This window comes from Azospirillum sp. TSO5 (assembly GCF_003116065.1).
Classification (GTDB): Bacteria; Pseudomonadota; Alphaproteobacteria; order Azospirillales; family Azospirillaceae; genus Azospirillum.
This window is the reverse complement of sequence record NZ_LGQY01000033.1, coordinates 1-24,390: the sequence shown is the minus strand read 5'-3', so window position 1 is coordinate 24,390 and position 24,390 is coordinate 1. Positions and strand designations below refer to the sequence as shown.

28 protein-coding genes are annotated in these 24,390 nt (G+C 65.6%); 6 read left to right on the top strand and 22 right to left on the bottom strand.

Annotation, left to right across the window (positions count from 1 at the left end):
• The coding region (locus tag TSO5_RS10725) for a Rha family transcriptional regulator (protein ID WP_109151578.1) at positions 1 to 417 on the bottom strand (417 nt) is incomplete at its 3' end.
• Positions 418 to 760: 343 nt separating this feature from the next.
• Positions 761 to 916 carry a hypothetical protein gene (locus TSO5_RS32685; RefSeq protein WP_158282397.1) on the bottom strand — a complete coding sequence of 52 codons (156 nt, stop codon included), beginning with the start codon at positions 914 to 916 and terminating at the stop codon, positions 761 to 763.
• A gap of 163 nt (positions 917 to 1,079) precedes the next feature.
• Here TSO5_RS32685 and TSO5_RS32180 point away from each other — a divergent pair, with 163 nt between their 5' ends.
• Entirely contained in the window at positions 1,080 to 1,607 is a 528-nt protein-coding gene (locus TSO5_RS32180) for a hypothetical protein (protein WP_146203724.1), read from the top strand.
• Positions 1,608 to 1,676: 69 nt separating this feature from the next.
• On the opposite strand, the gene TSO5_RS10710 is transcribed toward TSO5_RS32180, so the two are convergent.
• From TSO5_RS10710 to TSO5_RS10695, 4 genes are all read right to left on the bottom strand, one after another.
• A complete protein-coding gene (locus tag TSO5_RS10710; RefSeq protein WP_109151575.1) occupies positions 1,677 to 2,177 on the bottom strand; it encodes a hypothetical protein in 501 nt (166 codons plus the stop codon).
• On the bottom strand, positions 2,174 to 2,464 hold the full coding sequence (locus TSO5_RS10705) for a hypothetical protein (RefSeq protein WP_109151574.1): 291 nt from the start codon (positions 2,462 to 2,464) through the stop codon (positions 2,174 to 2,176). The genes TSO5_RS10710 and TSO5_RS10705 overlap by 4 nt, the downstream gene beginning before the upstream one ends.
• A gap of 4 nt (positions 2,465 to 2,468) precedes the next feature.
• Positions 2,469 to 2,759 (bottom strand): hypothetical protein, encoded by a 291-nt coding sequence (locus TSO5_RS10700; RefSeq protein ID WP_109151573.1) that lies wholly within the window; start codon positions 2,757 to 2,759, stop codon positions 2,469 to 2,471.
• A 405-nt stretch (positions 2,760 to 3,164) separates the two neighbouring features.
• The gene (locus TSO5_RS10695) at positions 3,165 to 3,587 is read right to left on the bottom strand and encodes a hypothetical protein (protein WP_109151572.1); all 423 of its coding nucleotides are present in this window, start codon (positions 3,585 to 3,587) and stop codon (positions 3,165 to 3,167) included.
• A 134-nt stretch (positions 3,588 to 3,721) separates the two neighbouring features.
• On the opposite strand from TSO5_RS10695, the gene TSO5_RS32175 reads away from it, so the two are divergent.
• Positions 3,722 to 3,976, top strand: a complete 255-nt coding sequence (locus tag TSO5_RS32175) for a hypothetical protein (protein WP_146203723.1) — start codon at positions 3,722 to 3,724, stop codon at positions 3,974 to 3,976.
• Positions 3,977 to 4,103: 127 nt separating this feature from the next.
• Here TSO5_RS32175 and TSO5_RS10690 read toward each other — a convergent pair whose 3' ends face one another.
• The 5 genes from TSO5_RS10690 to TSO5_RS10670 form a co-directional block, all read right to left on the bottom strand.
• Entirely contained in the window at positions 4,104 to 5,321 is a 1,218-nt protein-coding gene (locus TSO5_RS10690; protein WP_109151571.1) for a phage tail tube protein, read from the bottom strand.
• Positions 5,322 to 5,414: 93 nt separating this feature from the next.
• Positions 5,415 to 5,606 (bottom strand): hypothetical protein, encoded by a 192-nt coding sequence (locus TSO5_RS10685; RefSeq protein ID WP_109151570.1) that lies wholly within the window; start codon positions 5,604 to 5,606, stop codon positions 5,415 to 5,417.
• Positions 5,607 to 5,615: 9 nt separating this feature from the next.
• Entirely contained in the window at positions 5,616 to 6,032 is a 417-nt protein-coding gene (locus TSO5_RS10680; RefSeq protein ID WP_109151569.1) for a phage tail terminator-like protein, read from the bottom strand.
• Positions 6,033 to 6,050: 18 nt separating this feature from the next.
• Positions 6,051 to 6,449: an HK97 gp10 family phage protein gene (locus tag TSO5_RS10675; protein ID WP_109151568.1), complete on the bottom strand. Its 399-nt coding sequence runs from the start codon at positions 6,447 to 6,449 to the stop codon at positions 6,051 to 6,053.
• Positions 6,446 to 6,883: a cell division protein ZapB gene (locus TSO5_RS10670; protein WP_109151567.1), complete on the bottom strand. Its 438-nt coding sequence runs from the start codon at positions 6,881 to 6,883 to the stop codon at positions 6,446 to 6,448. Before TSO5_RS10670 ends, TSO5_RS10675 begins: the two co-directional genes overlap by 4 nt.
• 641 nt (positions 6,884 to 7,524) lie before the next feature.
• On the opposite strand from TSO5_RS10670, the gene TSO5_RS10665 reads away from it, so the two are divergent.
• Positions 7,525 to 7,956 carry a hypothetical protein gene (locus tag TSO5_RS10665; protein WP_247870692.1) on the top strand — a complete coding sequence of 144 codons (432 nt, stop codon included), beginning with the start codon at positions 7,525 to 7,527 and terminating at the stop codon, positions 7,954 to 7,956.
• On the opposite strand, the gene TSO5_RS10660 is transcribed toward TSO5_RS10665, so the two are convergent.
• From TSO5_RS10660 to TSO5_RS10640, 5 genes are all read right to left on the bottom strand, one after another.
• On the bottom strand, positions 7,953 to 8,546 hold the full coding sequence (locus tag TSO5_RS10660) for a hypothetical protein (protein WP_109151565.1): 594 nt from the start codon (positions 8,544 to 8,546) through the stop codon (positions 7,953 to 7,955). The genes TSO5_RS10665 and TSO5_RS10660 overlap by 4 nt on opposite strands.
• A complete protein-coding gene (locus TSO5_RS10655) occupies positions 8,546 to 9,085 on the bottom strand; it encodes a phage head-tail connector protein (RefSeq protein WP_109151564.1) in 540 nt (179 codons plus the stop codon). The genes TSO5_RS10660 and TSO5_RS10655 overlap by 1 nt, the downstream gene beginning before the upstream one ends.
• Positions 9,086 to 9,090: 5 nt before the next feature.
• Positions 9,091 to 9,585 carry a hypothetical protein gene (locus tag TSO5_RS10650; protein WP_109151563.1) on the bottom strand — a complete coding sequence of 165 codons (495 nt, stop codon included), beginning with the start codon at positions 9,583 to 9,585 and terminating at the stop codon, positions 9,091 to 9,093.
• Positions 9,586 to 9,653: 68 nt separating this feature from the next.
• A complete protein-coding gene (locus TSO5_RS10645; protein ID WP_109151562.1) occupies positions 9,654 to 11,156 on the bottom strand; it encodes a hypothetical protein in 1,503 nt (500 codons plus the stop codon).
• Between the two features lie 109 nt (positions 11,157 to 11,265).
• Entirely contained in the window at positions 11,266 to 12,411 is a 1,146-nt protein-coding gene (locus tag TSO5_RS10640; protein WP_146203722.1) for a hypothetical protein, read from the bottom strand.
• 67 nt (positions 12,412 to 12,478) lie between these two features.
• On the opposite strand from TSO5_RS10640, the gene TSO5_RS33660 reads away from it, so the two are divergent.
• Complete coding sequence (locus TSO5_RS33660; protein ID WP_282183510.1) at positions 12,479 to 12,604, top strand: hypothetical protein; 126 nt, start codon at positions 12,479 to 12,481, stop codon at positions 12,602 to 12,604.
• Here TSO5_RS33660 and TSO5_RS10635 read toward each other — a convergent pair.
• Genes TSO5_RS10635 through TSO5_RS32680 form a run of 3 tightly spaced genes read right to left on the bottom strand, consistent with a single transcriptional unit; the run spans position 12,571 to position 18,091 of the window.
• On the bottom strand, positions 12,571 to 14,685 hold the full coding sequence (locus TSO5_RS10635; protein WP_109151560.1) for a hypothetical protein: 2,115 nt from the start codon (positions 14,683 to 14,685) through the stop codon (positions 12,571 to 12,573). The genes TSO5_RS33660 and TSO5_RS10635 overlap by 34 nt on opposite strands.
• The gene (locus TSO5_RS10630; protein WP_109151559.1) at positions 14,686 to 17,928 is read right to left on the bottom strand and encodes a hypothetical protein; all 3,243 of its coding nucleotides are present in this window, start codon (positions 17,926 to 17,928) and stop codon (positions 14,686 to 14,688) included.
• On the bottom strand, positions 17,921 to 18,091 hold the full coding sequence (locus tag TSO5_RS32680) for a hypothetical protein (RefSeq protein ID WP_158282396.1): 171 nt from the start codon (positions 18,089 to 18,091) through the stop codon (positions 17,921 to 17,923). The genes TSO5_RS10630 and TSO5_RS32680 overlap by 8 nt, the downstream gene beginning before the upstream one ends.
• On the opposite strand from TSO5_RS32680, the gene TSO5_RS10625 reads away from it, so the two are divergent.
• Positions 18,090 to 18,398: a hypothetical protein gene (locus TSO5_RS10625; RefSeq protein ID WP_109151558.1), complete on the top strand. Its 309-nt coding sequence runs from the start codon at positions 18,090 to 18,092 to the stop codon at positions 18,396 to 18,398. The two genes, TSO5_RS32680 and TSO5_RS10625, sit on opposite strands and share 2 nt — an antisense overlap.
• A 26-nt stretch (positions 18,399 to 18,424) precedes the next feature.
• Positions 18,425 to 18,664: a hypothetical protein gene (locus tag TSO5_RS10620; protein ID WP_109151557.1), complete on the top strand. Its 240-nt coding sequence runs from the start codon at positions 18,425 to 18,427 to the stop codon at positions 18,662 to 18,664.
• Positions 18,665 to 18,715: 51 nt separating this feature from the next.
• Here the strand turns inward: TSO5_RS10620 and TSO5_RS10615 are convergent, their stop codons facing one another.
• The 3 genes from TSO5_RS10615 to TSO5_RS33130 form a co-directional block, all read right to left on the bottom strand.
• Positions 18,716 to 21,406 carry a phage portal protein gene (locus TSO5_RS10615; protein WP_109151556.1) on the bottom strand — a complete coding sequence of 897 codons (2,691 nt, stop codon included), beginning with the start codon at positions 21,404 to 21,406 and terminating at the stop codon, positions 18,716 to 18,718.
• 4 nt (positions 21,407 to 21,410) lie between these two features.
• Positions 21,411 to 24,149, bottom strand: a complete 2,739-nt coding sequence (gene terL / locus TSO5_RS10610; RefSeq protein WP_109151555.1) for a phage terminase large subunit — start codon at positions 24,147 to 24,149, stop codon at positions 21,411 to 21,413.
• Between the two features lie 2 nt (positions 24,150 to 24,151).
• Positions 24,152 to 24,390, bottom strand: a 239-nt coding sequence (locus TSO5_RS33130) for a hypothetical protein (protein ID WP_211099783.1), incomplete at its 5' end; no start/stop codon positions are given.

The window sequence follows — 24,390 nt, the reverse complement described above, 5'->3', positions numbered from 1 at the left end:
GGGGTGCTCATCGTCCTGGGACGTTGGGTTATGCTGCTGGTGGGTGCCGGCACGGAGCGCTGCCTCCATCTCGTTGAACCGCTGGATGTAGCGGATCTTGAAGGCCAGGGCCTTGGCGCCGGTGAAGCCCATCGCCAGCAGCGTGAAGCCGTCGCGGGTCATGTCGAACTGATCCTGGCGACGCCCGGACCCATCGGTGTAGGTCGAGGCGATAAACCACGCTTCGGAGATGTCCCCAATTTTGGGGCCATCTTTATTTTCCAATGAGTTAATCCGCATTTCGTGCTTAATGGCGCGCACATCGCGCAGGACGTGATCGTGCCGCTTTTCAAAGAACGCCGCCACGTCGCGGCTGTTCGCATAGACAGCGCCGTTGCGGACAAAGCAAATCGCATTCTGAACCATGGTCTGAGACATGGCAGGCTCCCGTCACGAAATTGACAGGCGCTGCACGCTTTCTACGGCGCGCGGGCACCCAGGGGGTAGAAAGCTTGGCAACGGTCAAGCCCGGTGCGTCTTTAGGGATCTCTCCCCTGGACATGCACGCACCGCCCCTGGGCATAGTCGTGGATTCGCTCCGCGTCTATCGGGTCGTCGGGTTCCGCCGTTGTTCAAGGGGTTTCTACGCCCCTACGCCTCATGGCGCGCAAAGAAGGTACTCATTGCGGCTAGAGGCAGTCAAGCTGGTTCGTGGCCGGCGACCGATGCTTTGTCCAGGAGCAGAAATAGTCCAAAAAGGACTATCGCGCAAGCGGAAATATCAGCTTGCGCTGCCGACATCCAGGCGCTTCTTTTGCCCCCGCTTCCTGAAAGCCAGATGATCAACCCAGATCGCCAGAAAAATGGAAATGGCGATCCCCAATTTTGCCGACATGATGGAAGCCAGCGTAACGCTTATCAGGGCGATGCTGATCATGAATATCGCGAACCCGCCCAGTAGGCGAATTGCAAGCCTAGCTATCCAGCGACCCATCTCAACACCAGAAAATCAATTGCATCCGCCTGGACCGTACTCAACTTTGACGCCGCCCCGCAACACGTGATATTCGTTATGCGGTGAAGCGTCACGCGAGGGAAGAATGCGCTGGGGTCTGCTGTTGGCGATGGCTGCATCTCTGGCTGCATGTGCTGGGCAGCAGGCGCCGGGCGTGAGTTCCTACAAGCGTGCCGGAATGCTGGATGCAGTGTCGTCGAACAGCATGGCGGCGGCGTATGTTGAGAAGTGCTCTGGCAACCCCGCTAAAGCCGAGCCGGCACGCGAAGCGGTGAGGAATCTGTCACGAGTCGCCGTCGGCCGCGGCGTGCCGCGCTCGGAGGTCGAGGCCGCATCGCTGAAGGGTGAAGATTCCGGCAAGGCGACCGCTTGCTCGGCAGATGGCCAAGCCAAGGTGGTGGATGCCGTGAACCGCTCGAAGCAGTGGCTGGAGATCATCGCGACCAGCGACAGCGACAACAGCCGCGCCATCGCTCAGGCCGCCTACGACCGCGCCTACGCCGAGTGCCAATATCAATCAGATCTGGCGCTCGCCGGCACCCACAACTTTGTCGACCGGGTGGTGGAAGGATCGTCGCTCATCAGCCAGTGCATGCGGCTGAAAAGGTATTGAGGCCACAACGCGAATGGGCCGCACCCCAGCGAGGCGCGGCCCGATTGCCGTTCGTCGAAGCGCGAGAGATCAGCCCGCTTCCGCCACGAACATCCCGTCCGCGCCGCGCTGCAGCTTCAGTCCGGCCTCCTCCAGTCCGCGCGTCAGCAACTCGCTGACATGGGTGGGGTAGGAGACGCCTTTCACGCTGTCCGGCACCGTGTTCAGCACCGCCAACATCGCCGCCACCAGCGGGCAGTGCTGGGCGCCGTCGGTGGCGTGGCCCACGTCGAAAGCGCCGCCCTTGCCGAAGGCGACCGTGGTGCCGTCCTGGAAGATCAGCGCGGACAGCGGCGCCCGCTTGCCGGTGGCCGGGTTGATGGTGTTGTAGGTGACGTCGTCCGTTTCGACATCGACGCCCTTGATCAGGTCGACGCCCAGCGTGACGGTGGCCGCAGCGCGCGGCCGGATGGCGATGTCGACGCTGCTGATGCACAGCTTGGTGCCCAGGTCCTCGCCGGACTCGTCGGTGATGAGGGTGTTGACGCCCGACGCACAGCCGGCATCCGGTTTCGAAGCAACGCGGATCATGGGCTCACCTTCCATTCGATGTTCGCGATGCCGCCGGATTCGGTGCTGGTCACCTCGGCGACGTAGCGTGGGATCACGTCCGCATCGGCCACCGGCGCGAACGACGGCGAGAAGGCCGTGTAGTCGATTGAGCGGTCGTGATAGATCGCCTCGGCCCGCACCACGATCATGCCGGACAGCGCCGCGGCGATGGCGTCGGGGTGACGGTCGATCATGTCGCCGGCGAGGTTGAAGCGGCCCAGCCGGCGCTCGCTGACGAAGTTGGTGGGGGTTGGGGATTCGGACATGGCGTCAGCCCTCCGATCCGGCGCCGATACGCGGGCGTCCGGCCGGCCCCTGATCCGGAGCCACCTCGCGCATGCGGTCGAAGCTGTCCCGCTGCAGCGCCTCGGCCTGCTGGAGAAGGCCCATGATCTGCTGGTTGTTGCGCAGCACGGCGCGGGCGACCGGCCGACTGTCGGTCAGCAGCTTGTTGCTCTTGTCGCCGATCTCCTCGCGGATCTGCCAGAGCAGTTCCTCCAGCTTCCAGCCGGTCTGGTTCTCGGCGCTCATCAGCACCGGCGTATTGGGCTTGTTGCTCATGTTCCCCTCCAGGGAATCACCGCTGCGCGGCGGCAGCGCGGGCCTTATTCATCTGCTGCACGGTGGTCCGGAACTCGATGTCGTCCAGCCGCTTGATGGCTTTCAGCTCCCACGGCGTCAGCCGCACCTCGTTCAACCAGCACCAGGCTTGGATCTCGGTGTGCGGCAGTCGTGAAGGATGCTCGCCGACCGGGCGGCCACGGGACAGATCGCGGTACCAGTCCCACAGGTAGCGCAGCTCGTCAGGGCAGGGTGGGCCGATCAGGCCTTCAGGTGGCGGCCACCGCGGATTACGCTCCAGCCGTTGCCGCCACCCGCTCAGCAGGTGCTCGCGGAGCGATGCGCCGTCGGGCTGCCGCTCGGACAGCCCGAACTCGTGCTCCGCGAACGCCGCCAGCTGGCGGATCAGCCCTTCATAAAATTGCCGTCGGTGTTCAGGTACTCACCGACCCAGCCCTTGGTGTGACCGAAGCGGCGGTCGCCCAGCAGCTTGCGGAGGTTGGTCTCGCTGTACTCGAAGGACTGGCCGTCGAGCGAGAACTCGGTCCAGTCGGACACGGCGGCGACCAGAACCTCCAGGTCGTCGGCGTCGCGCTGCTCCGGCGTGATCTCGGTCTGCCCGGCCTTCATGGCGGCAACCCGGCGCTGGTTGACCTTCCGGCGGGCCTCGCGGACGCGCAGGCTGTGCTGGCCGTGGATGCGGAACGAGACGACCGGCTTGCCCTCGGCGTCGACCAGTGGCGCGTTGGTCTTGGGATTCGGCACCGGTGCCAGCACGCCCTCGTCGGCCAGGGACGCGACGTCGAGGCTGGAGAAATCGAAGCTCATGGTGAACTCCTGTCGGGGGGAGTGGTTGAGGTTGCCTTGGGGTAACAGTCCGGACGGGACTATTTCGTCTTGCTTGAAATGACTAATTGGAATAAGATCAAGGCATCCCAAGAAAAATCATGACGGAGTTCACGATGAACACGAAGCTTCTTCGTCTTGCAAGGCGCCACCGCTGCGGTGTGCGGACTTGGATCGTCCCTGGCTTCAGCAACGCCGCCCGCTTGACCCCGTCGAGCTTCACGCACGATGGATGGGGCGCTTCATTCCAATGGCCATGTTATGACCCACACGATGGCTCGGAAATCCAACGCGGCGTTGACCTGAACAGGCACCGAAGCATTGCCCGCCAAGCGGCGCTCGCCCTGCTGATCAAGGCGGCCCAGCCCTGAAACGCAAAAAGCCGGCCCAGCACACCGAGATGGTGGCTGGGCCGGCTTTTTTGTTGGGTGGGTGGAGAGCGCCCGACCGCCCTCCACCCGGTCCGTCGCCTTGCTGTGCCGAGGCGACGGAAGCTCGTTAGAGCGTGCTGTCCTGCAGCACGATGGTGGAGCCGTTGAATGCCGTCCCGGTGCCACCGGTGGACAGCAGAGCGGTGAACGGGTAGGTGCCGACGATGGCCTTCTCGCCGTCGTCGCGCTGCGCGCCGCCCAGCTTGATGCGCTCCAGACCGATGCCCAGGAAGTCCTTCGGATCGGTGCCGGCCGCCTCGATGAACGAGTAGAGGCCGACCTCCGATTCATTGATGAAGGCGTTCCGGAACGTCGGGCTGTCGAACTGCGCCGTGAACTGGCCGCTCACCTTCACACGCCCCGGCACCAGGGACGGCACCGTGTTGCTGCCGACGACCGGCTCGCTGGTGTAGCCGCCGTCGATGTTCAGCTGCAGGCCCGTCACCACCGCCACGTCGGTGCCGGCGATCCGCAGCACGCCGTTGACCGCCGCCAGCACGCCGGTGGTCGTGTCGGCCGCCACGCTGGTGAAATAGGGGGCCGAGGCGCCGCTGGTCGTCAGCATATCCTTGCCCATGATGCCGAACTGGGCCGTCATCATACCGGTGGCCGGCAGGGCGATCTGGGCGGTGTTGACCTTGCAGCCGGTGAACTGCTCGGACTCGCCGATGTCGCTGTAGTAGTGCTCGAAGGTGAACGAGCGGTCCAGGTGGCCGGTCGACGGCACCCACAGCTTCTTGCCCTTCACGGCGAACGTGACGCCGGTGGCGGGCGTGGCGTTGACGGTCAGGCTGCCCGCCGGAACGGTGATGGTGGTGGCGGTCAGCGACAGGATCCGCAGGTTCACGCCGTTGTTGGCGCTGGTCGGATGGCCGGCCAGCCGGCCGACGTCGCCCACCTTGAAGCCGTCCGCAATCCAGGATCCGCTGGCCCGCACGATGGTGTTGGCGGTGGTCGTGATCTCGCTGCCGGTCGACGACGTGAAGGTGGCGCCGTTCTGCCAGGAGTAACGCAGGGCCGCCGCCAGCAGGTCGGCGTAGGTGCCGAGCGAGAACTCGCCGTTGATGTTGCCGGCGACCTTCCGCACGCCGTGCCGGGCGTCGTAGACCTGATAGTCGGAACGGATTTCGTTCGACTGGTAGACGTCCTTGGTCAGGTCCAGGGTGGACTGGACGCGCCGCAGGCTCTTGCGGGTGTAGGTGGTGTCACTGTCCGGAGCAATGACGCCCCAGGACGCCTCCTCCTTGAATCGCAGCTTCTTTGCGACGCCGGAAGCGATTGCCATGGCGGGCTCTCCTCAAAAGAAAAGCCCGCTCGGCGGGTGCCGGCGGGCTGTGGAGACCGGCACGTGACCGGCCGGTGATGTTGGGGTGGGGTCTTAGGCGAGCGCCTCGGCGGCGAGTGCCTGGAACTCGCGGATCAGGGCGGTCAGGCCGTCCTCGCGGTCGGCGCCCCACTGCGCATCACGGATGCGCGTCAGAACCTCGGTCTTCTTGTCGACCGGCGTCGCGATTTCTTCGGTTGCGGCGATGGTCTCAGCCGCGAGGTCGGTGTCCATCTCGGTCTCCATGGCTTCCTCTTACGTTGGAAATTCGAGAGCCCACCAGCGCACCAGTACGGGCTGGGTCAGCCACACATCGCCCTGCATGGGCGGCGGCACTTCGGTGTTCTCCACCACGACAGCCCAGCCGTCGCTGGTCGGCAGGTTGAGGCCGCGCCGGAAGACGACACGAAGCTCCTCGGCCTTCTGCCCGGCGTCGTCCGGGCCACTGGCGGCGGGGTAGTTCAGCAGCAGCTGATACCGACCACTCCACAGGATCGTGCCGTTCGCACCTGCCCCCTGCGGCGCACTGGTGCAGGCCAGCATGGAGGGGCGGAGGTAGGGCATACCGATCTGCGGCGTGAAGGCGCGACCAAACCAAGCGATGTCGATCGCCGCCGACTGGCTGCTGTCGAGCAGCGTATCAAATGCGGTCTGGATGCTGATCGCGCTCATTTTAGTCCTGTTTGGACTTTATTTGGTCAAAGCTTTGAGCACGCGGTCGGCGATCTGCGGCAACTCGGCGACCGTCTGTGCCGCCATGCCGCGGCCCTGCATGACCCACTGCGTGCCGTCTTTCCGCTCCCCGGTCCGGCCATACTCAATTGCACGGGCATAAGCCGTAGGATTCACGATGTAGATCACGTCGCCGGCACGGGCGGTGGCGAGCGCCTCCAGCGTGGGAGCTCCCGGCTTCGGGATCGCGTCGACGGTCAACACCGCACTCCAGTTGGCGCGCAGAAAGCCCGTATCGACCGGCGTCAACTCCTGCACCCTACCGACGGCCTCCAGGGCGGTGCCGCGCAACACCGCAGTCGCGCGCCCCTTCGCCCTGTCGCACCACCGGCTGATGGCGAAACTGAAATCACTCATTGCGCGCCGCGGCTCCGGCGATCGGGATCGCCCGGCTTCCACGCCCCATTGCGCACTTCCATGTCATCGATCTTGGCCAGAGCCGCCTTCAACTCACCCTCCAGGCGCTGCTGGCCTTCCCGCAAAACATTGATCTGGTCCGTCAGCCGAGCGTTCTCGCCGCGCAGCCGCTCATTCTCGACCATGACCGCATTGCGTTCGGACGCCATCGTGTCCAGGCGCTTGGTCAATTCGTCGATGCGCTTTTCGGATCGGCTGATGGTCTTCTGGAGCTGATCGAACAGCTCGCTGGAATCCTTGTGGATGCTGTCGGTATGACGCTGCTGCCGCAGTGTCTTGAGTGTCGCCCCGGCGCCAGCAATCAGCAGGATGATCGCGCTGCCGGCGGCGTAGATTAAGCTGTTCTGGTCGGAGGGGACGGTCGGATCAGGCATCGGTCTCCTCCGGAGCGGAAATGCAAGAGGCCGCCCGAAGGCGGCCTCTCTCTCAACCCTTAACAGGCGGCGCCCGCCGATTGCCGGGACGGGGCCGGGTCGTTTGCTGGCTTAGGTTGCTCCAAGCCCCGTGCGGCTGTGGCAAGTCCGCTCGACGCCTCCCGCAGTAGCAAGGCCACAACGAAATCCATCTGGTGATCGCCAGCGTATCTCTCGGTGAGTGTCTGTGCTGCCTCAATGAGGATGGTCGTGCGATTGCAGGTATCAAGAATGCGCATCAAATGCCCCCAACTAGGTTACCGCGTTTCGCGTGTCGGGGCATTTTGCAAAATGCACGGTGAAACAAACTATGGCGCATATATACGCATATTGGGGAGAGTCCTAATAATTCTCTGCCCAATTTTTACAAATACGAAATAGAAAACGCCGCATACTCCAGTATGCGTTTCCGCGAATGCGGACGCAATAACCGGAGGGTGCGGCATTTGCGCTGGTCGTGGATCATCAGGAGGCACAGAGAATCGCTACGCCTCACGCAGGCAGCGTATGCCGAACTTCTTGGAGTTGACCAAGCCACTATTTCAAGATGGGAATCTGGACGGCAAATTCCCGACATCGGGATGCAGAGAAGACTGCGCGACATGCTGTCGCAGCAAGACGCCATCCCAAGCGACGCCTTTGCAAGAGCCTTCATTCTGGCCCAGCCCGGAGCGGCGTCGCTGCTGGATGGGGAATTTTCCTTCGTGGCGATCTCTACCGGACTCAAGAGAGCGCTCGGCCCGTCAGCCTCGCTGCTGAAAGGCGGAAACCTGCGGTCCATCGCCACCCCGAGGGTGGACGGGCTGCTCGGCTCTCACATCGCTGAGATGATGCGTCCCGGCAGCCCGATCCTGTCGGTCAGCCACACGGACGTCGGGGCGCTTGTCCGCGGCGCGCTGCTGCGGCGGACATGGAGCGTGCTGCGCGTCGACGGCATCAGGCTGCTGCTGTGCCAAGACGAGGTGATCGGAGAGGGTGACAACCCGCCGCCGCTCGACCTGCGCTTCATCACGCTGGACGACGTGTCCGATTAGCGCGCCTGGATGCGCCAGTAGGCGATCTGCGAGGCGGCGTAGACCGGCGTCACGGTGACGATGGACTTCTCGATACCGTCGAGGATGAGCCGGTCGGTGAGGCGCGGCGGCTCATCCAACTCGCTGCCGGGGATCAGCACCTGCAGGTCGCCAACACGGATCAGCGTGCCGTCAATCAGCCGCTCGGGGAACCCTTCCACGCGCGCAGCAACCGCCTTGTCGGCGGCGTAGATCATGTGCGCCGACACACCAGCGGCGACGTCGGCCACCAGCGGCGGCGTGAACTGCGCCGCGCCGATCTGCGCATTGACCGCAATGGCCTGGGCCGCAACGGTATAGATGGTCGCGTCGCTCGGCACGGTGAAGCGATCGCCGGGAATCAGGCGACCGCTGAGCGACCGCGCCCGCAGGGCGATGGATGTCGCGCCGGCAACAGCGTTCGCGGCGACGGTCAGCACGGCGGCGTTCGGCGGGTTGATGGCTGCCGGGCCGGGGCCGTCGAGCGTGGTCACGCGCCGCAGGGTGATGGTCGTGCCGCGGCGGCGCGCGATTGATGCTGTGCGGGCACGGACGCGCCGATCGAATCCCATCAGAACACCCGCCTGTATTGGGACAGCAGCGCCTTGGCCGCGGGCGGGATGGCGCCGGCCGTCTCGCGGAAGCTGGAGCTGTAGCCGGTCCCGCTCTCGCTGCTCAGATTGGGATCCAGGTCCAAGCTGCCGAACATCGCTTGGACGGTCAGCAGGCAGGCCTGCTCCACATCGGCCGGAACGGGCTGGCCAGCGGTGTAGGTGATCCGCACATTGCTGCGCCCGCGGGGGAATGTGCCTGCCGTCAGCGAGATGGAAACCGCATCCCAGACCACGCGGTCGAGCGACACCGGCGCGCCGTCGACCGCCACCGACGCGACGTCGGTGATGGGATAGTTCTTCGGCACGATGCTGGTCCCGCCAGTCCCGTCGAAGACGCCTTCATAAACGGTGGGGACCAGCGACGGGCGATTGAGGCTGTTCTGGATCGCGGTGCTGGCGGCGGTGATGAGTCGCGACAGCAGGGCGTCCTGGCTGCCGTCGGTGATCTCCAGCCACTCCTTGACCGCGGTCAGCGTCGTCAGATCGCCCGTCGCCATGGCTGTTACTCCCCGCCCGCCAGGATGGCCGCCACCGCGGCGCGCAGCTTCTCCTCACCCGTGGCCGGGCCGGGGTTCTGACCGTGCTCGGCCAGGAAGGCGCGCAGGGCGGCCTTGTCCATGGTTGCGGGATCGATCTTGGTATCGCCGGCAGGCGTCTCACCGGTGCCGTCGGACTGCTGATCGTCGGTGGGCTGGTCGCTGTCTTCCGGCTTATCGACGCCATCGTTGGTCTTGTCGACATCGCCGCCAGCCGGCGGCTGATCGGCGGCGGCAGCCGGCGGCGGCACGACGTGCTCGCTTGGTGCGAGGGTGGGGGCGGCAGGCGTCTCGCCGGTGCCGTCATCCTGATTCAGCGACACGCGCCAGCCGTGGGCGGACAGCGTCTCGGCGTCTTCGGCCGGCGCGAACACGCGACCATCGCGCTGCACTTCGAGCGGCACGCCATGCAGGCTGATGCTGGAATGGGGATCGTCGGGATTGTCGAAGAAGGGGGGCATGTCGGGGCCTCCAGATTGCGGACAAATAAAAAATGGCGGGGGCCGAAGCCCCCGCCGTGCCGCCGGCCTTAGCCGTTGGCAATATTGCCAATAACCCCCATGGCAAACGGGGCGTAGACGGCCAGCACTTCTTCGGCGTAAACGCCGCTTTCCTGCTGGCGAGTCTTGATGGGCCAATCGATTGCGTAATAGTCTTTTCTCGTCTTGATTTCCGCGACGTTCGGAACGTTGTTCGACTGGTACTGGATCGGCAGATCCTTGCTCCAGCCCCAAATCATGCCCGGCGGGCAGTAGGGGTGGATCTTGATCGGGATCTTGTAGCCGCCGTTGTTGCTGAACGGGTTGAAATACATCGACACCGTGCCGCCGGCCATCAGGGCGATCGGGTCGGACGAGTTGACCGGCTGGTCGTAGCGCAGCAGCGGGGCCGAGGAGTTGGTCAGCACCTTGTTGGTGATGTTGTTCAGCTCCTGGCTGTTGACGTACAGCGTGGATGGCGAGACCTGATAGTTGTCGTACATCGCCTTCAGCATGACGTCGATCTCGACGATCGAGCCGCGGCCCGAGCTGGTCAGCGTCGACCCCGTACCGGCGGTGCCGGTCGGCAGGTAGTTGACGTAGGCGTTGGAGCCGGCGCCCAGGGCGGTGGTCAGCAGGCCGTCGAAGGCATAGTCGCTGTTCCGCGAGTGGTCGCCGCTGACCGCCGAGGCCGGCTGCCGGCCGCCGGCCAACGGTGCCGAGAACTTGACCGAGTTGATGGTCGTGATCGCCTGCAGGGTCTCGCTGCCGGAGGTGCCGACGAACCAGGCGTAGCCGACCGCGCCGGTGACCGCCGGCGTGGAGCACGACAGCACCTGACCGAGGGTGATCGCCTGGGTGGCCGCATTCGACGGAGCCGAGGAGCCGCCGTTCAGGGTGTAGTTCGCGCCGTCCGCGCCGGTGATCGTCTTGGACGTCACCACGCCGCTGGCCAGCGAGGAGCCGCGGAAGCCCTCGTAGGTCAGGGCGACGACGATGACCGAGTAGGTCGTCGGTGCGCCCGGCAGAGTGGCGCCGCTGCCGCCGGCGGACAGGGTGGGGGCGGTCGGCTGAGCCAGGACGAGCGAGGCGTTGCCGCCGATGATCGCGTGCTCTTCCTTCTGCATCATCTTCTGCAGGAGGCGCATCCGCATGCTGGCCTGCAGGTCCTCGAAGCCCTGACCCGCATGAATGGCCTCGTACGAGATCTGGTCCTCCTCGCCGATGGTGACGAAGCTGGCCGAGCGGTTGGCGGTCTGGTAGCTCATGCGACCGGAGCGCTGACCCTCCGGCACCCAGCCCATCGCGTCGAAGCCCGAGCCGTTGATCGCCTGGACGACGCGCCAGTTGGTGGCCAGACCGATACCGCCGCCGACGCGCGGAATCTCGTTCCGCAGCGGCGTGTACTGCGGATACAGGTTCTTGGCCGGCGCCTGCAGGTCGTAGGCAACCAGACCCTGCGCGGTCGTGATGCTCTTGGCCAGGGCCTCGTCGCCGCCCTGCGCCTGGATGGACTTCAGGAGCGCCAGGGTTTCCTGAACGGTGGTCGTCATCTGGGGATCTCCTTGGCCGTCTGGCCGTTGGACATGAAAAAGCCCCGCTCGGGATGTCCCGGCGGGGCGATACGGCGGCCTGACGGCCGGCTCCGTGTTCGGTGGCTGATCAGCGCAGCGTGGCGGGATGCGGGCGGCGCTGGGCGATCTTGATCATCTCCAGCGCGCGGGCTTCCGGGTCCATCTTGGACAGCCGCTCGGCCTCCGCCTGGAGGTCGGCTTCGCCATCGCTCTTGCCCAGCGTGTTGCTGTCGGAGGCCTTGTTGACCGCCATCACGGCACCCTTCGCGGGGGCCGGCGTGGACTTCTTCAGCGCCTCGATCTCTTCCAGCAGCTTAGCGTTGTCGGCGGCGGCCTTGGCCAGCTCGGCGTCCTTCTCGGCCGCCACCTTCTCCAGGCGCTCGTTCAGCATCGCCTCGACCTTGGCCAGCAGGTCGCCGCCCTCGGTGCCGTCGGCCTTGCTCATGGCGCGCTTCTTCTCGTCGTCCTCGTCGGTCTGGTTGCCGCTCTCGGCCGGGGCAGCGCCGGCGTCCTTCTTCTCGTCGGCGGCGGGCGGCGGCGGTTCGGCCTGCTTCTGCTCGGATGCGGCAGGGGCGGGCGGGGGCTCCTGGCCCTTGTCGGTGCCGGGATCCTTGGGCGGCTCGGCGCCGGTGCCCGCATCGGCCTCCGTGCTGTCGTCGCCGGTGGCGTGGCCCACCAGGAACTTCAGCACCTGCTGGCCCATCTGGTACCACTGTGCCGCCGCGACGAGGCCCGGCGGCGGTTCCTGCGCCGTACCGCCGGCCTGCGCACCCTCGCCGGATTCCTCCTCGACCTCGCCGGCCCAGGATTCCAGGAAGAACTCCAGCTGCTTCATGACCAGCGCGAACCCGGCGACGTGGTCCATGCCCTTCGCCAGCACGCCGCCCTCGCCCATGCCATCGAACTTCAGCAAGTCGACGACGCGCCCCTGCTGGAAAGCGTCTTCGGCGACGGCGCCGACGAACCCGGTCACCGCCTCGTTGAACTGGCCGACCGACTTGGTCAGCAGGTCTTTGCGCTCGGCCTCCGGCGCTTCCAGAATGCTGAGGACGCTCTTTTGGAGCGCTCCCAGCATGTCGTCGATCTCTGACATGCTCTCACCCTTGTGCAGGTTGCGGAGGTTCGGGCTGCCGCAACGGGCTGCGCCCATGATGGTGCGTCGCCACCCCCGACGCTTCCGTCGGGATGTAACGCGATCGTCGGCGACCAGACCGTCGCCGGTGGTAATGGACAAGAGTAAATCCTTGCGAATACTCTCTCTTTCTTGTATGATCATTGGAAGATCAACAAGGAGTCGAGTTATGGACTATCTTTCCAAAGCTCTTTTCGTCGGCGTAATGATGTGGCCTGGAGCCGCCATTCCGCTTACGGCAGTCTTGGCCGCCGCGCTCTACTACGCCGGAGAAGCCGAACCCCGCATCGACTGATGCGGGGTTTTTCTTTTTGATCCGTCCAGCAGGCGGCCCAGCGCGCCGCCCAGCTTGCCGCCACCGTAGGCACCAGCCGCCTCGCCAGCGATGGCTGTCGCAATGGCGCCCGGGCCGGTCAGCACGCCGCTCGCGCCGCCCAGCGTCCCGCCCACCATGCCGCCGATCACCGTGCCGGCAAGGTTGCCGATCGCCTCGAAATCCCCTTCGCGCCGTTGGTGCGTCTTGGCGTTACCGAGCGCCCGATCGGCAGCCGCGCCGGCAGCCGCGCCGGCAGCGCCGATGGCCAACCCGCCGACACCACCGGCAACCATTCTCGCCACGCCGCCGCCAGCGGAACGCGCGACATTCGCGGCGACGCCCTTCACGCCCATGCGCGAGATCGCCCTGAGGCGCGTTTGAAGCCCGCTGCGCGACATTGCCTTGCCGGCACCTGCGGACGGTGCGGCCTTCAAGCCGGCCTTCTGCCGGTTATGACCGAGAGCAACGCCCGCCAGGATGCCGCCGGACGCAAACCCGACAGCTTCGCCGAGCCCGCCACCTTCACGCTCCGCCACGCCAGCCTTGGAGGGCGCAGGCGCCGCGCTTTGGTCCTGCTGGCCGTCGTGGATCATGCCGTCGTGGTCGCCGTCAGTTCCGCGTGCCGATTTGGCGAGCGCCCTCCCAACCGTAACATGCGAAACGGCATGATTTCGGCGGGGCTCTCCAATCATCGTGCTGAGCGCACACGCGATCTGCGCGAATTTCTCCATCGGCGGGGCGTAGGCGACAGGATTCTTGGTATCGCCGCTCCGCAGCCAATCTTTGAACTGGTCGATCGGCATGGCGGTGATTGCCCCCATGCGCCGTGCACCACTGCCGTCGCTGAACCCGTCACGGTAAAGCTGGGCCGCTTCCATTTCGGTGTGGCAGCCCAGCACGCATTTGTGCTCATCGAACTGGCCGGTGGCCGGGTCGATCTGGTCGACCACGTAGACGTTCTTGGCGGATGGCGCCGGTCCGAGATAGACGTCCACTGCATCACCATCGGCACCCTTCGTGCCGCCGACATATCCATAATGCGCCGGCATCCGCACCGACCAGGGCTTTCCGTCCGGCCCCACGCCACGGCGCTCGGTGCCGGCGGGGGTCTCGATCACCACGTCCAAGCCATGAACCTTCAGCCGACCCTTGGCGTAATTGCCGGCCTTGGCCTGGGCTTCGGTGGGGGCGGCAGTAGCCTGCGCTGCGGCACGGGCGGCGTGCTCGCTCCAGCCTTTGGTGAGCGTCTGCTGGAGGTCCGCCGCGGCGGCGGAGATGCCATCCGCTTTCAGCGTGTCGCTGTGGAATGGCCGGTGATCGCCCAAGATGCTGCGCTCGCCCAGCAGCCCTTGGGTCACCTTCCCGCGCCGGTCGGCCCAGTTACCGACCGCCTCACCGGCGACACCGCCCAGCAGGCTGAACAGGAAGCTGCGGCCGGCCCGAAGGCGCGGCTTGTGCCGCATGCCGACGCCCATCTGCCCGGCCATGTGACCGACCGTCGCGCCGACCATCCCCGCGCCAGCACCGCCCAGGGTATTGGCGCGGTAATCCCACTCGCCCTTGTCGCCGGTGACCGCCTGGTGCGCCCCGAACCCGATTCGATCGCCGACCAGATCGCCCACGATGCCGCCCATGGCCAACCCAGCACCGGCGCCGATGCCGTGCCCGGCGAAGCGCCCCAGCTGGCGCGCGAGCTTGCCAGAGAACATGGACTGCTTGGCTGCCAGATCACCCACAGCCACCTTGGCGCGGCCCATGGCGAAGATCGGGATTCCAGGATCGGGGGCGTGCTGCACATGGCGACGGGCGATGCGACCGGCGAGGCGGGTGTAAGCCTCGGCTTTGCGGCCGGCGCGCTCGCCGGCGAACTCGCCAACCTTGGCGCCATAATGGGCCAGGGCGGTACTGGCCGCCGCCGCGCCGACGCCACCGGCAACCATCTGAGCGGCATGGCGGCCTTCGTTCAGCTTGCCGTCGCCGTCGGCGTCACGGCCGGCGCGACCGTCGGACTTGGCGAGCGTCTGCTGGAGCGCGGCCATGCAGGATGCGATATCGGTCATTTACTTCTCCACCCGGCGGGCACCGCCGCGCGCCGCGTCGTTGACGTTGCCGAGGAAGTGAACCGGAGGCTGCACCCCAAAGTAGACGCCCCAGCCGACGGCATTGGCAGCGATGCCGGCGTTCGCGGCCCGGTTCCATTTCGTGCTGCGAGTGGCCGCGCGAGCGCCCTTGAAGGCGCCCGACACCGCGCCGTGCGCCGTTCCGGCGGCTCCAGCCATCAGCCGCGACGCCCAGTCCTTGCCGCCGATCGTCACGTTCCGGCCGGCAAACTTGAATGAGCGCGTCGGGTTCACCACGCCGCCGACCACGCCGCGTGCCGCACCGAACATGCCACCGAACAGCGCGCCGGCCGCTTGCCCCACGCGCTTGTTCGGCAGAGCCGCGCCCAGTGCCGCACCGCCGCCGAATGCCGCCCAGCTGGTCGCCTTGGCTGCCATGATGGGCCACACGTCGCGACCACGGCGCTCCTCGATGACCTGGGTGTGCTCCGACCGGTACTTCGGATCCTCTTGGATCATGGCCTTGTGATAGGCCTCGGCGTACTCCTTGGTGTCAGGCTTGGCGACCTTGACGGCGGTTTCATGAGCGCGCTTCTTGGCCGCGACCGAATAGCCGCGGCCATCGTGAAAAGGGTCGGAATCGTTCCCCTTTCCCGGCACGTCGGCGAACTGGCCTTCGCCGTCCCGTGGGTGCTTGGATTCCTCCCACTCCGCCTTGAACAGGTCGCCGAACAGCAGGGGAGCGGGCTCGTCCCAGGCCTTGAACAAATCGCCGAAGGTGGCGGCCTTGATCATGTCGTAGTCCGGTGGGATCCGCTTGCTGTCGATGAAGGCGTACAGAGCCTCCTTCTGAGGCCGCGACAGGTGTGGCGCATACCGCACCAACGCCTTGTCGGCCTTCCGGTACAGGTCGCCGTTGTCGCTTTCATAGTCCGACTTGCCATCGCGACCGGGCGAGTGCCGAACCTCAATGTGATCCTTCAGGTCGTCGTAATCACCTTTGGCAGCACTCGGCTTCGTCCACATGCTGAAGCGGATCTTGTTCACGACATCCTGAGCTTCGGCGTAGTTGATATCGCGGGACTTGCGCGCGGCATCGTCGACCTGCTCGACGTTCTTTGCCCAAGCCAGATCCCCGTCGCCCTTGAAATACGCCTCCCTCTCAATGGCCATGTTCACACCGTGCTTGAGGCGCTGATATGCCTCGTTGCGCGGATTGATCTGCGGACGCTCGCTGTAAGCGGCCCGTGCGTCAGGAGCCGCCGGCTGCGACTGTGCCGGGGTGGGAGCGGGCGCCTGGGCCGGTTGCGCCACGGCGGGCCGAGCGGCCGGCTGACCCATGATGCTGCCCGTCTGCTCGTAGGAGCGCGCCGCCTGCTGAGGCTGCGGCATGGCGAGCGGAGGGCGCTGATAGGGCTGCTGCTGGGGCTGCGGCGCCGTGGGAGCGTCCTCGTTGAACAGCTTCACATTCTGGCTGAAGACGTTCGCGCCGGTGTTCTTGGACTTGATGCTGAAGCGGAAGCCGCCATTGGTCCACTCGGCGTTCGGGTCGAGCCCCACCAGTCCGAACAGCTTATCGCCGCCCGGCGTCACGGCGAGGGCGGTCCCAACGGCGCCGGCCTGCACCAGTCGCGGCAGCGAGCGGAAGTTCTTGTATTGGTTCCCGACAAACTGGCCGGCGGCAGTCTTGCTGGCGACACGCCACGCCGCCGCGGTGTCCCTCGACACGCTGTCCACGGCCCGGGTGATCGGCCCCATGCTGGCGCGGGCGGCCGACATCGCTGCCTGACCGCGACCGGTGCGCAGCGCGGCAGCCGTGAGCGCACCCCCGACGAGCGCGCCGCCGACTGCGGCGACGCCCATGCCGACGCCGGTGAAGCGACCATTGTCATCGCGCGGATGCTTGGATTCGTCCCAATCCGCCTTGTAAAGATCGCTGAACAGAACCGGTTCCGACTTGCTCATGGCGTAGCCGATTCCAGCACCCGCCGCGCCGCCAGCCAGCAACGCGGCCAGCTTAGCGCCCTTCGCGCGGGACTGCATGAAGCTGCGCGCGGCGAAGGCGTGCCGCACCTTCTCGCCATCTCCTGGCGCCATCGCAATCGGCCCGATCCGCATCCTGGACTGAGCGCGGACGCCCTCGTCGAAGGTCTTCTGCGCGGCAGCGTCCATGCCTTTGCCGGCGGCGACGCCAGCCTTTGCGCCGCCGATGGTCCGCTCCAGGGCGGTGCGCAGACCGGATGGAGCCGACGAAGGGCCGTCGGTCAGGCGGCGCGTCTTGAAATCGCGCGCGTCGTTGCGCGTCTTGAAGCCCAGGACCGCCCCGTGGAAAGCGTCCAGGCCACGCCGCGCGACATTCACCGCTTCGGGGGTGGAGGCGACCGAGGCGCCCAGCAGGGCGCCGCCGATGACCGCGCTCGCCTTCCCCTCGTTCAGCTTGCCGTCACCGTCGCCATCGCGCCCCTTGCGCCCGTCGGCCTTGTAGAGATCACCGAACATGGCGACCTTCTCCACGGCGCTGGTATCGACCGGCTTCGGCTGGGCGGTCTCGCGCGTGTCGGTCATCTGATCCGGCACGGGCATGGCGGCATCGGGCGAATTGGGCATCATGCCGCCGGCCAGGGCGGCAATGGCGCGCAGGCGGTCGGCGTCAGAACGGACCGGCACCTCTTCGCCGGGCGGCAGCGATCCGCTGATGCGCTGGTTGTGCTCCGGATCAATCAGAGCGCCGTTGTCGGCGTCTACGACGAACTCGCGGCGCTCCACGCTGCCGTCGGCCTTCAGGATCTCCATGAAGCTGGCGGTGGGAACGCATGGGCGGTCGACGAGCGAAATTTCGCTAATCCGAGGGGTGTACTTCTTGATGCCGTTTTCAACCCAACGTTTGGCGTACCCCCCACCGATGCTGAAGCCGGTGTAGCAGCCTTCCAGCACCTTTCTCCACTCGTTATCGTCGACCACCTTCGCGACGACGTCGATGGCGCGATCGGCATCGTTGAAGATGATGTCGACGAACTTGCCGGCGACCTTCTTCGGGTCGTGTTGAACCCGCAAATTGCCCTTGCTCAGGCCGCCGGTGGAACGCTCAAACGATTCAGACCATTCGCGGAACGCTGGCACGGCACTGGCGTAATCCAACTCCTCCCCGGCGCGGTCGACCACCTGCTGCGTGGCGCGTCCGTAGACCAGACGCCTCTCCTCGTCCGCCTTGGTGAGGCTGAGGTAACCGACGACTTCATTCATGGCGGATCACCATCTTGGAGGAAAGGTGCGGGGAGGTGACGGATTGGGGCTTGAAGGTTAACAGACCCGAGAAGGCTTTTTCCTTGCGCAAATAGTCCATATCGTCATAATAGGCAGAACCCAACCAGCCGACGGAATGATCGGCGCAGGGAGAATCCAACATGGAAAGCAACAGCTTGAGCTACGGGCCGATCGTCGTGTCGGCATTCGGGTACAAGTCCGGCAAGCGCACCATCCAGGTATCCGACTGCAATGGCAGCCGGGAAGCCGTGGAGAACATCAAGCGCCGCGACCGACTGCACGGATCTTCGTCGCTCATCGAGGACTGGCAGACCGGCGTCTACGACACGCTGGCCGAAGCCCGCAGCGGCATCATGAAACACTTCGGCATGTCCTGGTTCAACATGGCCCGCGCGCAGATCAACAACCCGCCGGTGGCGCTCGGTATGTGCGCTCCGGCGCGGCATTGACGACAACCAACCAGAAAGGCAATAGCATGAAGATCGTTAAGACCGCCGTTGAGAACATGACCGTCAGCATCGACGGCAAGGCCGAGACAGTTGCCGGTTACAGCGTGTTCGGAGACACCGACGCAGGCCGCACTATCCTGCTGGCCGACGTGATGGCCGACAATCACCCGGCACTCGACGCCGAGACTCACAAGGATCTCGGCACGCCGACCCTGGAGGAGGCCCGCGAGATCGCCGACCTGATCGCCAGTCGCATGGCGGCATGACAACAAAAACCCCGCTCACCGGTCTGGTGGCGGGGTTTTTGTTTTGTCCCGTTAGAACGCCGCCCCCGCCGCCGGCACCAGCCTAAATTTGCACGTACACCGACAATTAATCACCTCTTCGGCAGGCGCGGCCGGATCGTGCGGACCGCTCATCTGCACGCCGCTGGGCGTGACGAATGGCGTGTCCAGCCCGACTACCTTCTGGCCGTTCATGGCCCGGTGGCTGTCGCGCGTGCGGTGGTCGTCGGTCGCCATCCACGTCTTCTCGACCGTCAACCCCTCCATCTCGGGATCGTCCAGCATGGCGGCTACCGACATGCGGGCGCCATGGTTGGCGGCCCTGATGCTCTCGGTCCGGCCAATCGTCATCGCGCGCATGTCGAGGAACCGGCGCTTGTACGCCGCTACCATCTTGTCGATCTGCTCGTCGCCCAGCGCCTGCCCGCTCTCCAGCGCCCGATTAAGCGTGGGATCAAAGTGAGCGTCGCGCAGCACTCGCGACAGCGCGGCCGGGGCCAGTCGCTCCAGCTCGGCGCGGTAGGTCTCCACGACACCCGCCTGATAGGGCGTCAAGCCGACCACGTCGCGCACGCGGCGGGCGATGGTTGCCGGCGGCTCGCCGCGCGTGGCGGCATCGGTCACGATGGCCCGCACCTGTTCGGTCTGATCGGCGGTGATGTGCCGGATCAGGTCCATCTTGTAGCCGTCGAGGAAGTCGGTGACGCGCCTGTTACGCAGATCGAAATTGAAGTCGATCCGCTCGCTGCCCGGCGGTGCCGGCAGGTTGTCGTTCACCGTCGCTTCGCCGGCCTCACGGAAGACTGACCGCAGCTTGCCGAAGGCGGGGTCCAGCCGACGCTCCATCTCGTCGATCGGCAGTGCGATATCGTCGGGCGAGGAGGCAATTGCGGCGTCTTCGCCGATCCGCTCGCCCTGACGATTCCACCACAGAAGCGCGTTGCCGAACGCCTGCACCAGCCCGCTCTCGGCCGCCTCGGCGATCCTCAGCAGATAGGGCGGGGACGCCTTGGCGAGCGCATCATCGAAAGGGCCGGCACGCTTACCCAGCGTCTCCTGCAGCGCGGCCATGGCCTCGGCGATCTCCGGCGTGTGGGCGCCGTCATCTTGCGCCTGCTGCTGGGGCGTGACGCCGAAAATCTCGTGGATATGATCGATAGCCGCTTGGTGCGCCTCGTTCAGCGGCTCCGTCTCGACGGCGACTGGTCGGGGCGCGGGAGCCGAGGACACGGTCGCGTGCAGGGCCGCCGCGGCAGCATGGTGGGCCTCGCTGATCGCCGGGCCGGGCGCCGGAGCAGGGGAGGGCGGGGCGCCCGGGTGACCAGGGGGCGGCTCTCCGGCCGCGCCGGGCAGGGCAGGGGGCTGCGGATTCATCAGCGCCGCGCGCTTGGCGGGGTCTTTCAGATCCTCCACCATGATGAAGCCGGCCGGCCCGACGCCGAAGATGATCGGGCCGATGCCATAGGGGGCCTTGCCGTCGGCTTGGCGGATTTCGTCGAACGACAGCAGGCCGACCTTCAGCTTCTCGATCTCAAGCTGGTTTTTGACGGCGGGGTCCAGTTCCTTCTCGTTCTTCCAGACGAACTCCAGATCCGTGTAGCCGAAGTGCTTCTGGATGATGAGATCCAGCAGCTCCTTCACCCATTGCATGAGGGGCGCGAGGCCCTCTTCCAGCGCCGCCTCCTGGGCGGTCTGGGCGGTGGCGCGGTTCATCTGCTGGACGAATGCGGTCGGCGGCAGCGAGAAGGCGTAGCAGATCACCCGCGCCAGCCACTCGTCGAACATGTCCTTCAGGGCCACGTCCTTGGTGAACTGGATGGCCAGCTTGCCCGGCACGAACTTCATGTGCCGGCGGGCTGCCGTGTTTCCCTCCATCAGGCTGTCCCAGTAGCGCTGGAACTGGTCGATCTGGTCCGGGCTCCATTCCTCCGGCACGCCGCACAGGGCCTCCGGCACGTTCCCTTCGGTGTAGTGCTGCATCTGGTGAATCTGCCGCCGGATACCGATCTCGACGGTGCGGATCACCTGCTCGACCTGGCCGTAGCCATAGACGCGATTGCTGCGAGGATTGAACGGCAGGTAGATCAACTCGTCGGCGGTGTAATCGACCGCCGGCACGCCCTTCAGAACCTGCTGGTAGCACGGCTCCGGCGGCAGCGGCGAGCGTCCATCGGCACCCACCAGCGGGCGGATGGTGGCGCCGTCGATCACATCGAGCGAGAAGACGTCTCCGGCCATCGACCTGCGGATATATAGGCTCGGGGCGTCCAGCACGAACAGGTCTTCAGCGAGGGTGCGCAGCCAACGCGCCCAGGGCCGCCGGCGGTCCGGGAATTTCAGGAACGCCTCCAGGTCGGCGCAGCGCTGGTCCGGCTTGTCGCGCATCTGCTGGTCCGGCCGCTGCTGCGGCTGGATGGACCACGGCACGCGGCACAGCTGGTCCTTACGCGTTTCGATAGCCAAACGGAGTAAATCGTACGCATCCGCAAGCGCCCGAAGCTGCTCGAACGACACCCCCTCGGTGCCGCGCGGCCGGGTCTGGAGGTTCGTGCCGGTGGGGAAGTCCCAGGCGCGACCCTTCACTTCCTCCGGCGCGGCTGGTTGGAGCGGTTGGCTCGGGCCGAACCAGTCCATGGCCGTGCCGCCGCGCAGCGCGTATTTGAAGCCCTGCGCCACGCGCGACAGGAATCCAGGCTCGATCGGCGTGCCTTCGGGGCGGGCCATGTCGTCAATCCTTCCGGGTCAGGGCGGCGGCAACGCCGTCAGCCAGCGAGAGGTGTCCGTCGGTTTCGTGGATCCAGCCGTCGCGCAGCAGGTCAGCGCGCAGGCGGCTGCCAATTGGGTCGTGGTCGTTGTCGAAATGGGCGATGGTCGGCCGACCGCCGGTGTTCTCGATGTAGTGCAGGGCGGTGCGCTGGATCGGCGTAAGGCTGGTAATGCGCTCCAGCAGATACTGCTGCGTCGCCATGGCCGCGTAGAAGTCCAGCAGCCCGGTCGTCCCGCCGTCGATTAGCATGCGGAACGCACCGGCCGCGGCGTCCACCTGATCGTCATGGGCGGCGTTCGGGAAGCTGCACAGCTCGTCGAGAAAGGCGTCGTTCCAGTCGCCCTTGACCAGCTTCACATTGCCGGCCTCAGCCTGGGCGGCGAAGGGCGCGGCGCGGGTCTCCTTGCTGCCGGTCTCCGGCGCGGTCTTGACCATGTAGCCGGCCAGTTGCCGCACCAGATAGGCCGCTTGCGCCTTGCCCGCGGCGCCTGGGTCTTGGGGGAATCCGATCGGCACATTCTTGCCGTCGCTGCTGGCGGTGTTCTGGATGGCCTGCTCGACCTTCCACGAGGTCTCACGCAGACGTCGGGTATCCTCGATGTAGAAGATACCGGCGTCATCGCGGGACATCCGCACGCCAGCAGTCCAGTCCGGGTCCTCGGACTGCAAGGTGCTGGTGGCGGCGAGATCCCACCGGCGGACGCGGCGCGCCTTCGCCGGCGCGGCAGGTACGATCTCAAACCAAGTCCGCTTAAACATACCGCCGTCGCGCGGGGCAGGGCGCTGCTGGAACTGGCCGGCAACGGCGTAGCTGCCGAGCGACCGCTTCAGCTTGTCGATCTCCTCGCGGCCGAACCGGGCCGGCCACAGCAGCTCGCCGTCCTGCGTGCGCTGATCCAGTGGCGACAGGTGCGGATGGTCGTGCTCGAACTCGGCTGGCAGCACGAGGTGGCTGTAGCCTTCCTTGATGCACCAGCCGGCCACGTCCTTCTCGTGCACCCGCTGCTGGATGACCAGCTTGCGCCCCGTCCTGGGATCGTTGAGACGGGTCGGCACGGCCTCGCGCCACCACGTCACGGTGGATGTGCGGGTGTTTTCGGATTCGGAATCGACGACGTTATGCGGGTCGTCGCATAGGAACACGTCGCTACCATACCCCGTTAGGAGTCCCCCAACCGAGGTAGAGAACCTGTGACCGCCAGCGGTGGTCTGAAAATATTGCTTCTGGTTCTGATCGTGGACCAGCACGACCTTGTTGCCCCAGTGCTTCTGGTACCAGGGCGACTCCACCAGCCGGCGCATCTTCACGCTGTCGCGGATCGACAGCGGTGCGGCGTAGGATGTTGCGATGAACTGGCACGACGGCCACCACGTCCAGATCCAGGCCGGGAAGGCGACGGAGATGATCAGGCTGTTGTGGACGGCGATATCATTAGCTGTGAACGAGTGATCCTCATCCACCGTCAAGCACCGACAGACGGCAACCCCGGCAGGGGCTACGCTAATAACCTCATCTTCGGCAAGCGGCTTGTCAAAAACAGCCGGAGAGATCGTCAGGGCGGCGCCAGACTTTGCCGCGTGGGATGTCGGAATGAGCGCGGAGAACTTCCACGAATCAACCGCATCAACGCAGATTCTGTACGAGATATATCCGTTGTCGCCTTGCCTTTTCGTGACAATATTCAGCTTGTGCTCATATACGCCGGCTGACATCCCGAGGCGCAAGAACAGGTGCTGGACATCAGTCGCCAAACCCTTGCCGACAGTCTGCGCCGTTATACGCTGTGAGGATGACTGTCTATTTTTCCGCTCCTTGACCGAACCGTCACATGCCCAATACGCGCCGAGAAAGTGACCAATAATGTTTCTGGACCCAGTCATCACGGCTGGTGGGACGCGCTTGGTGTAGCTGCACTTGCCGAAAAGCCCGTGCTTTTCAAGCCACCTCCACAACGGCGGCTTCGGCTTGTTCGGCCCCCGCCACTTCCCCGGATTCTCGTCCGACTTAATGACGATCTTTACGGCTTCTGTTCCGGCCCTCTTGTATTCGGAAGAGTAAAATCCGACGGCGCGAGCGCAGCGATGAACGTCTTCAATAACCCCACGATCAATGTTCGTGATGGTCATTTGCTTATATTTCGTACACCCGTCGCCCACAAAGTAGCCGAGGAGCCTAGCCTCCTCCTCCGTAATCGTGTCGGTTCCGCACTCTTCAGAGCGCACCGCCCCAACAACATCACCCGGGACCAGATCCCCCGCCGGCACCCAGCCACGAACGGTCAGGAATGGGTGATCGGGGGCGGATAGTACCGAGCGCCCTTTGGACGTTCGCACCTCGACCACCGGCAGCGTGCCTTGTTCGTGGACGGCGGTCACTCGGCGGAATCGCCCCTTGTGGGTCAGAACCTCATCGCCAACAGAGACATCACCCAGCCTGATGCGCCCGCGGGCGCGTTCAACAACCCATGCGTTCACGTCTACCGGCTTGCTGTGTCGCGGCGGCACGCACACGACCCCGTCGCGGATGTCGCCACGGGCTACCTTCTCCAACTGCCCGCAGATTGCCCGCAGGTGCCAGCCGTCGGTGAACTCGGCCGGATCCATGCTCGACCACGCCGCCTTGAGAAAGGCGTAAAGCGACCGCTCGCACAGCGCCTTCTCGATCGCGTCCCTGTGAGCGAGTAGTTCCTCGGGCCGCACGATCAGCCCTCGGCCTTCTTGACCTTCGCCGCAGCGGCGTTGAGCGCCTCCAGCTCCTCGACGGACAGGCTGGACAGGTCAACGGTGGCCTTGGTCTCGATTGGACCGCCGTCCTTGCCGGTCACCTCGACGCGCTCCGTCGGCATCAGCCGCAGGTACTTGGGGTCACTACACGAAAGTGACCAGATTGTCCGGGATATAGGAACGAACCAGAAACTCAAGCTCGGGAAAGTGGAGTAAC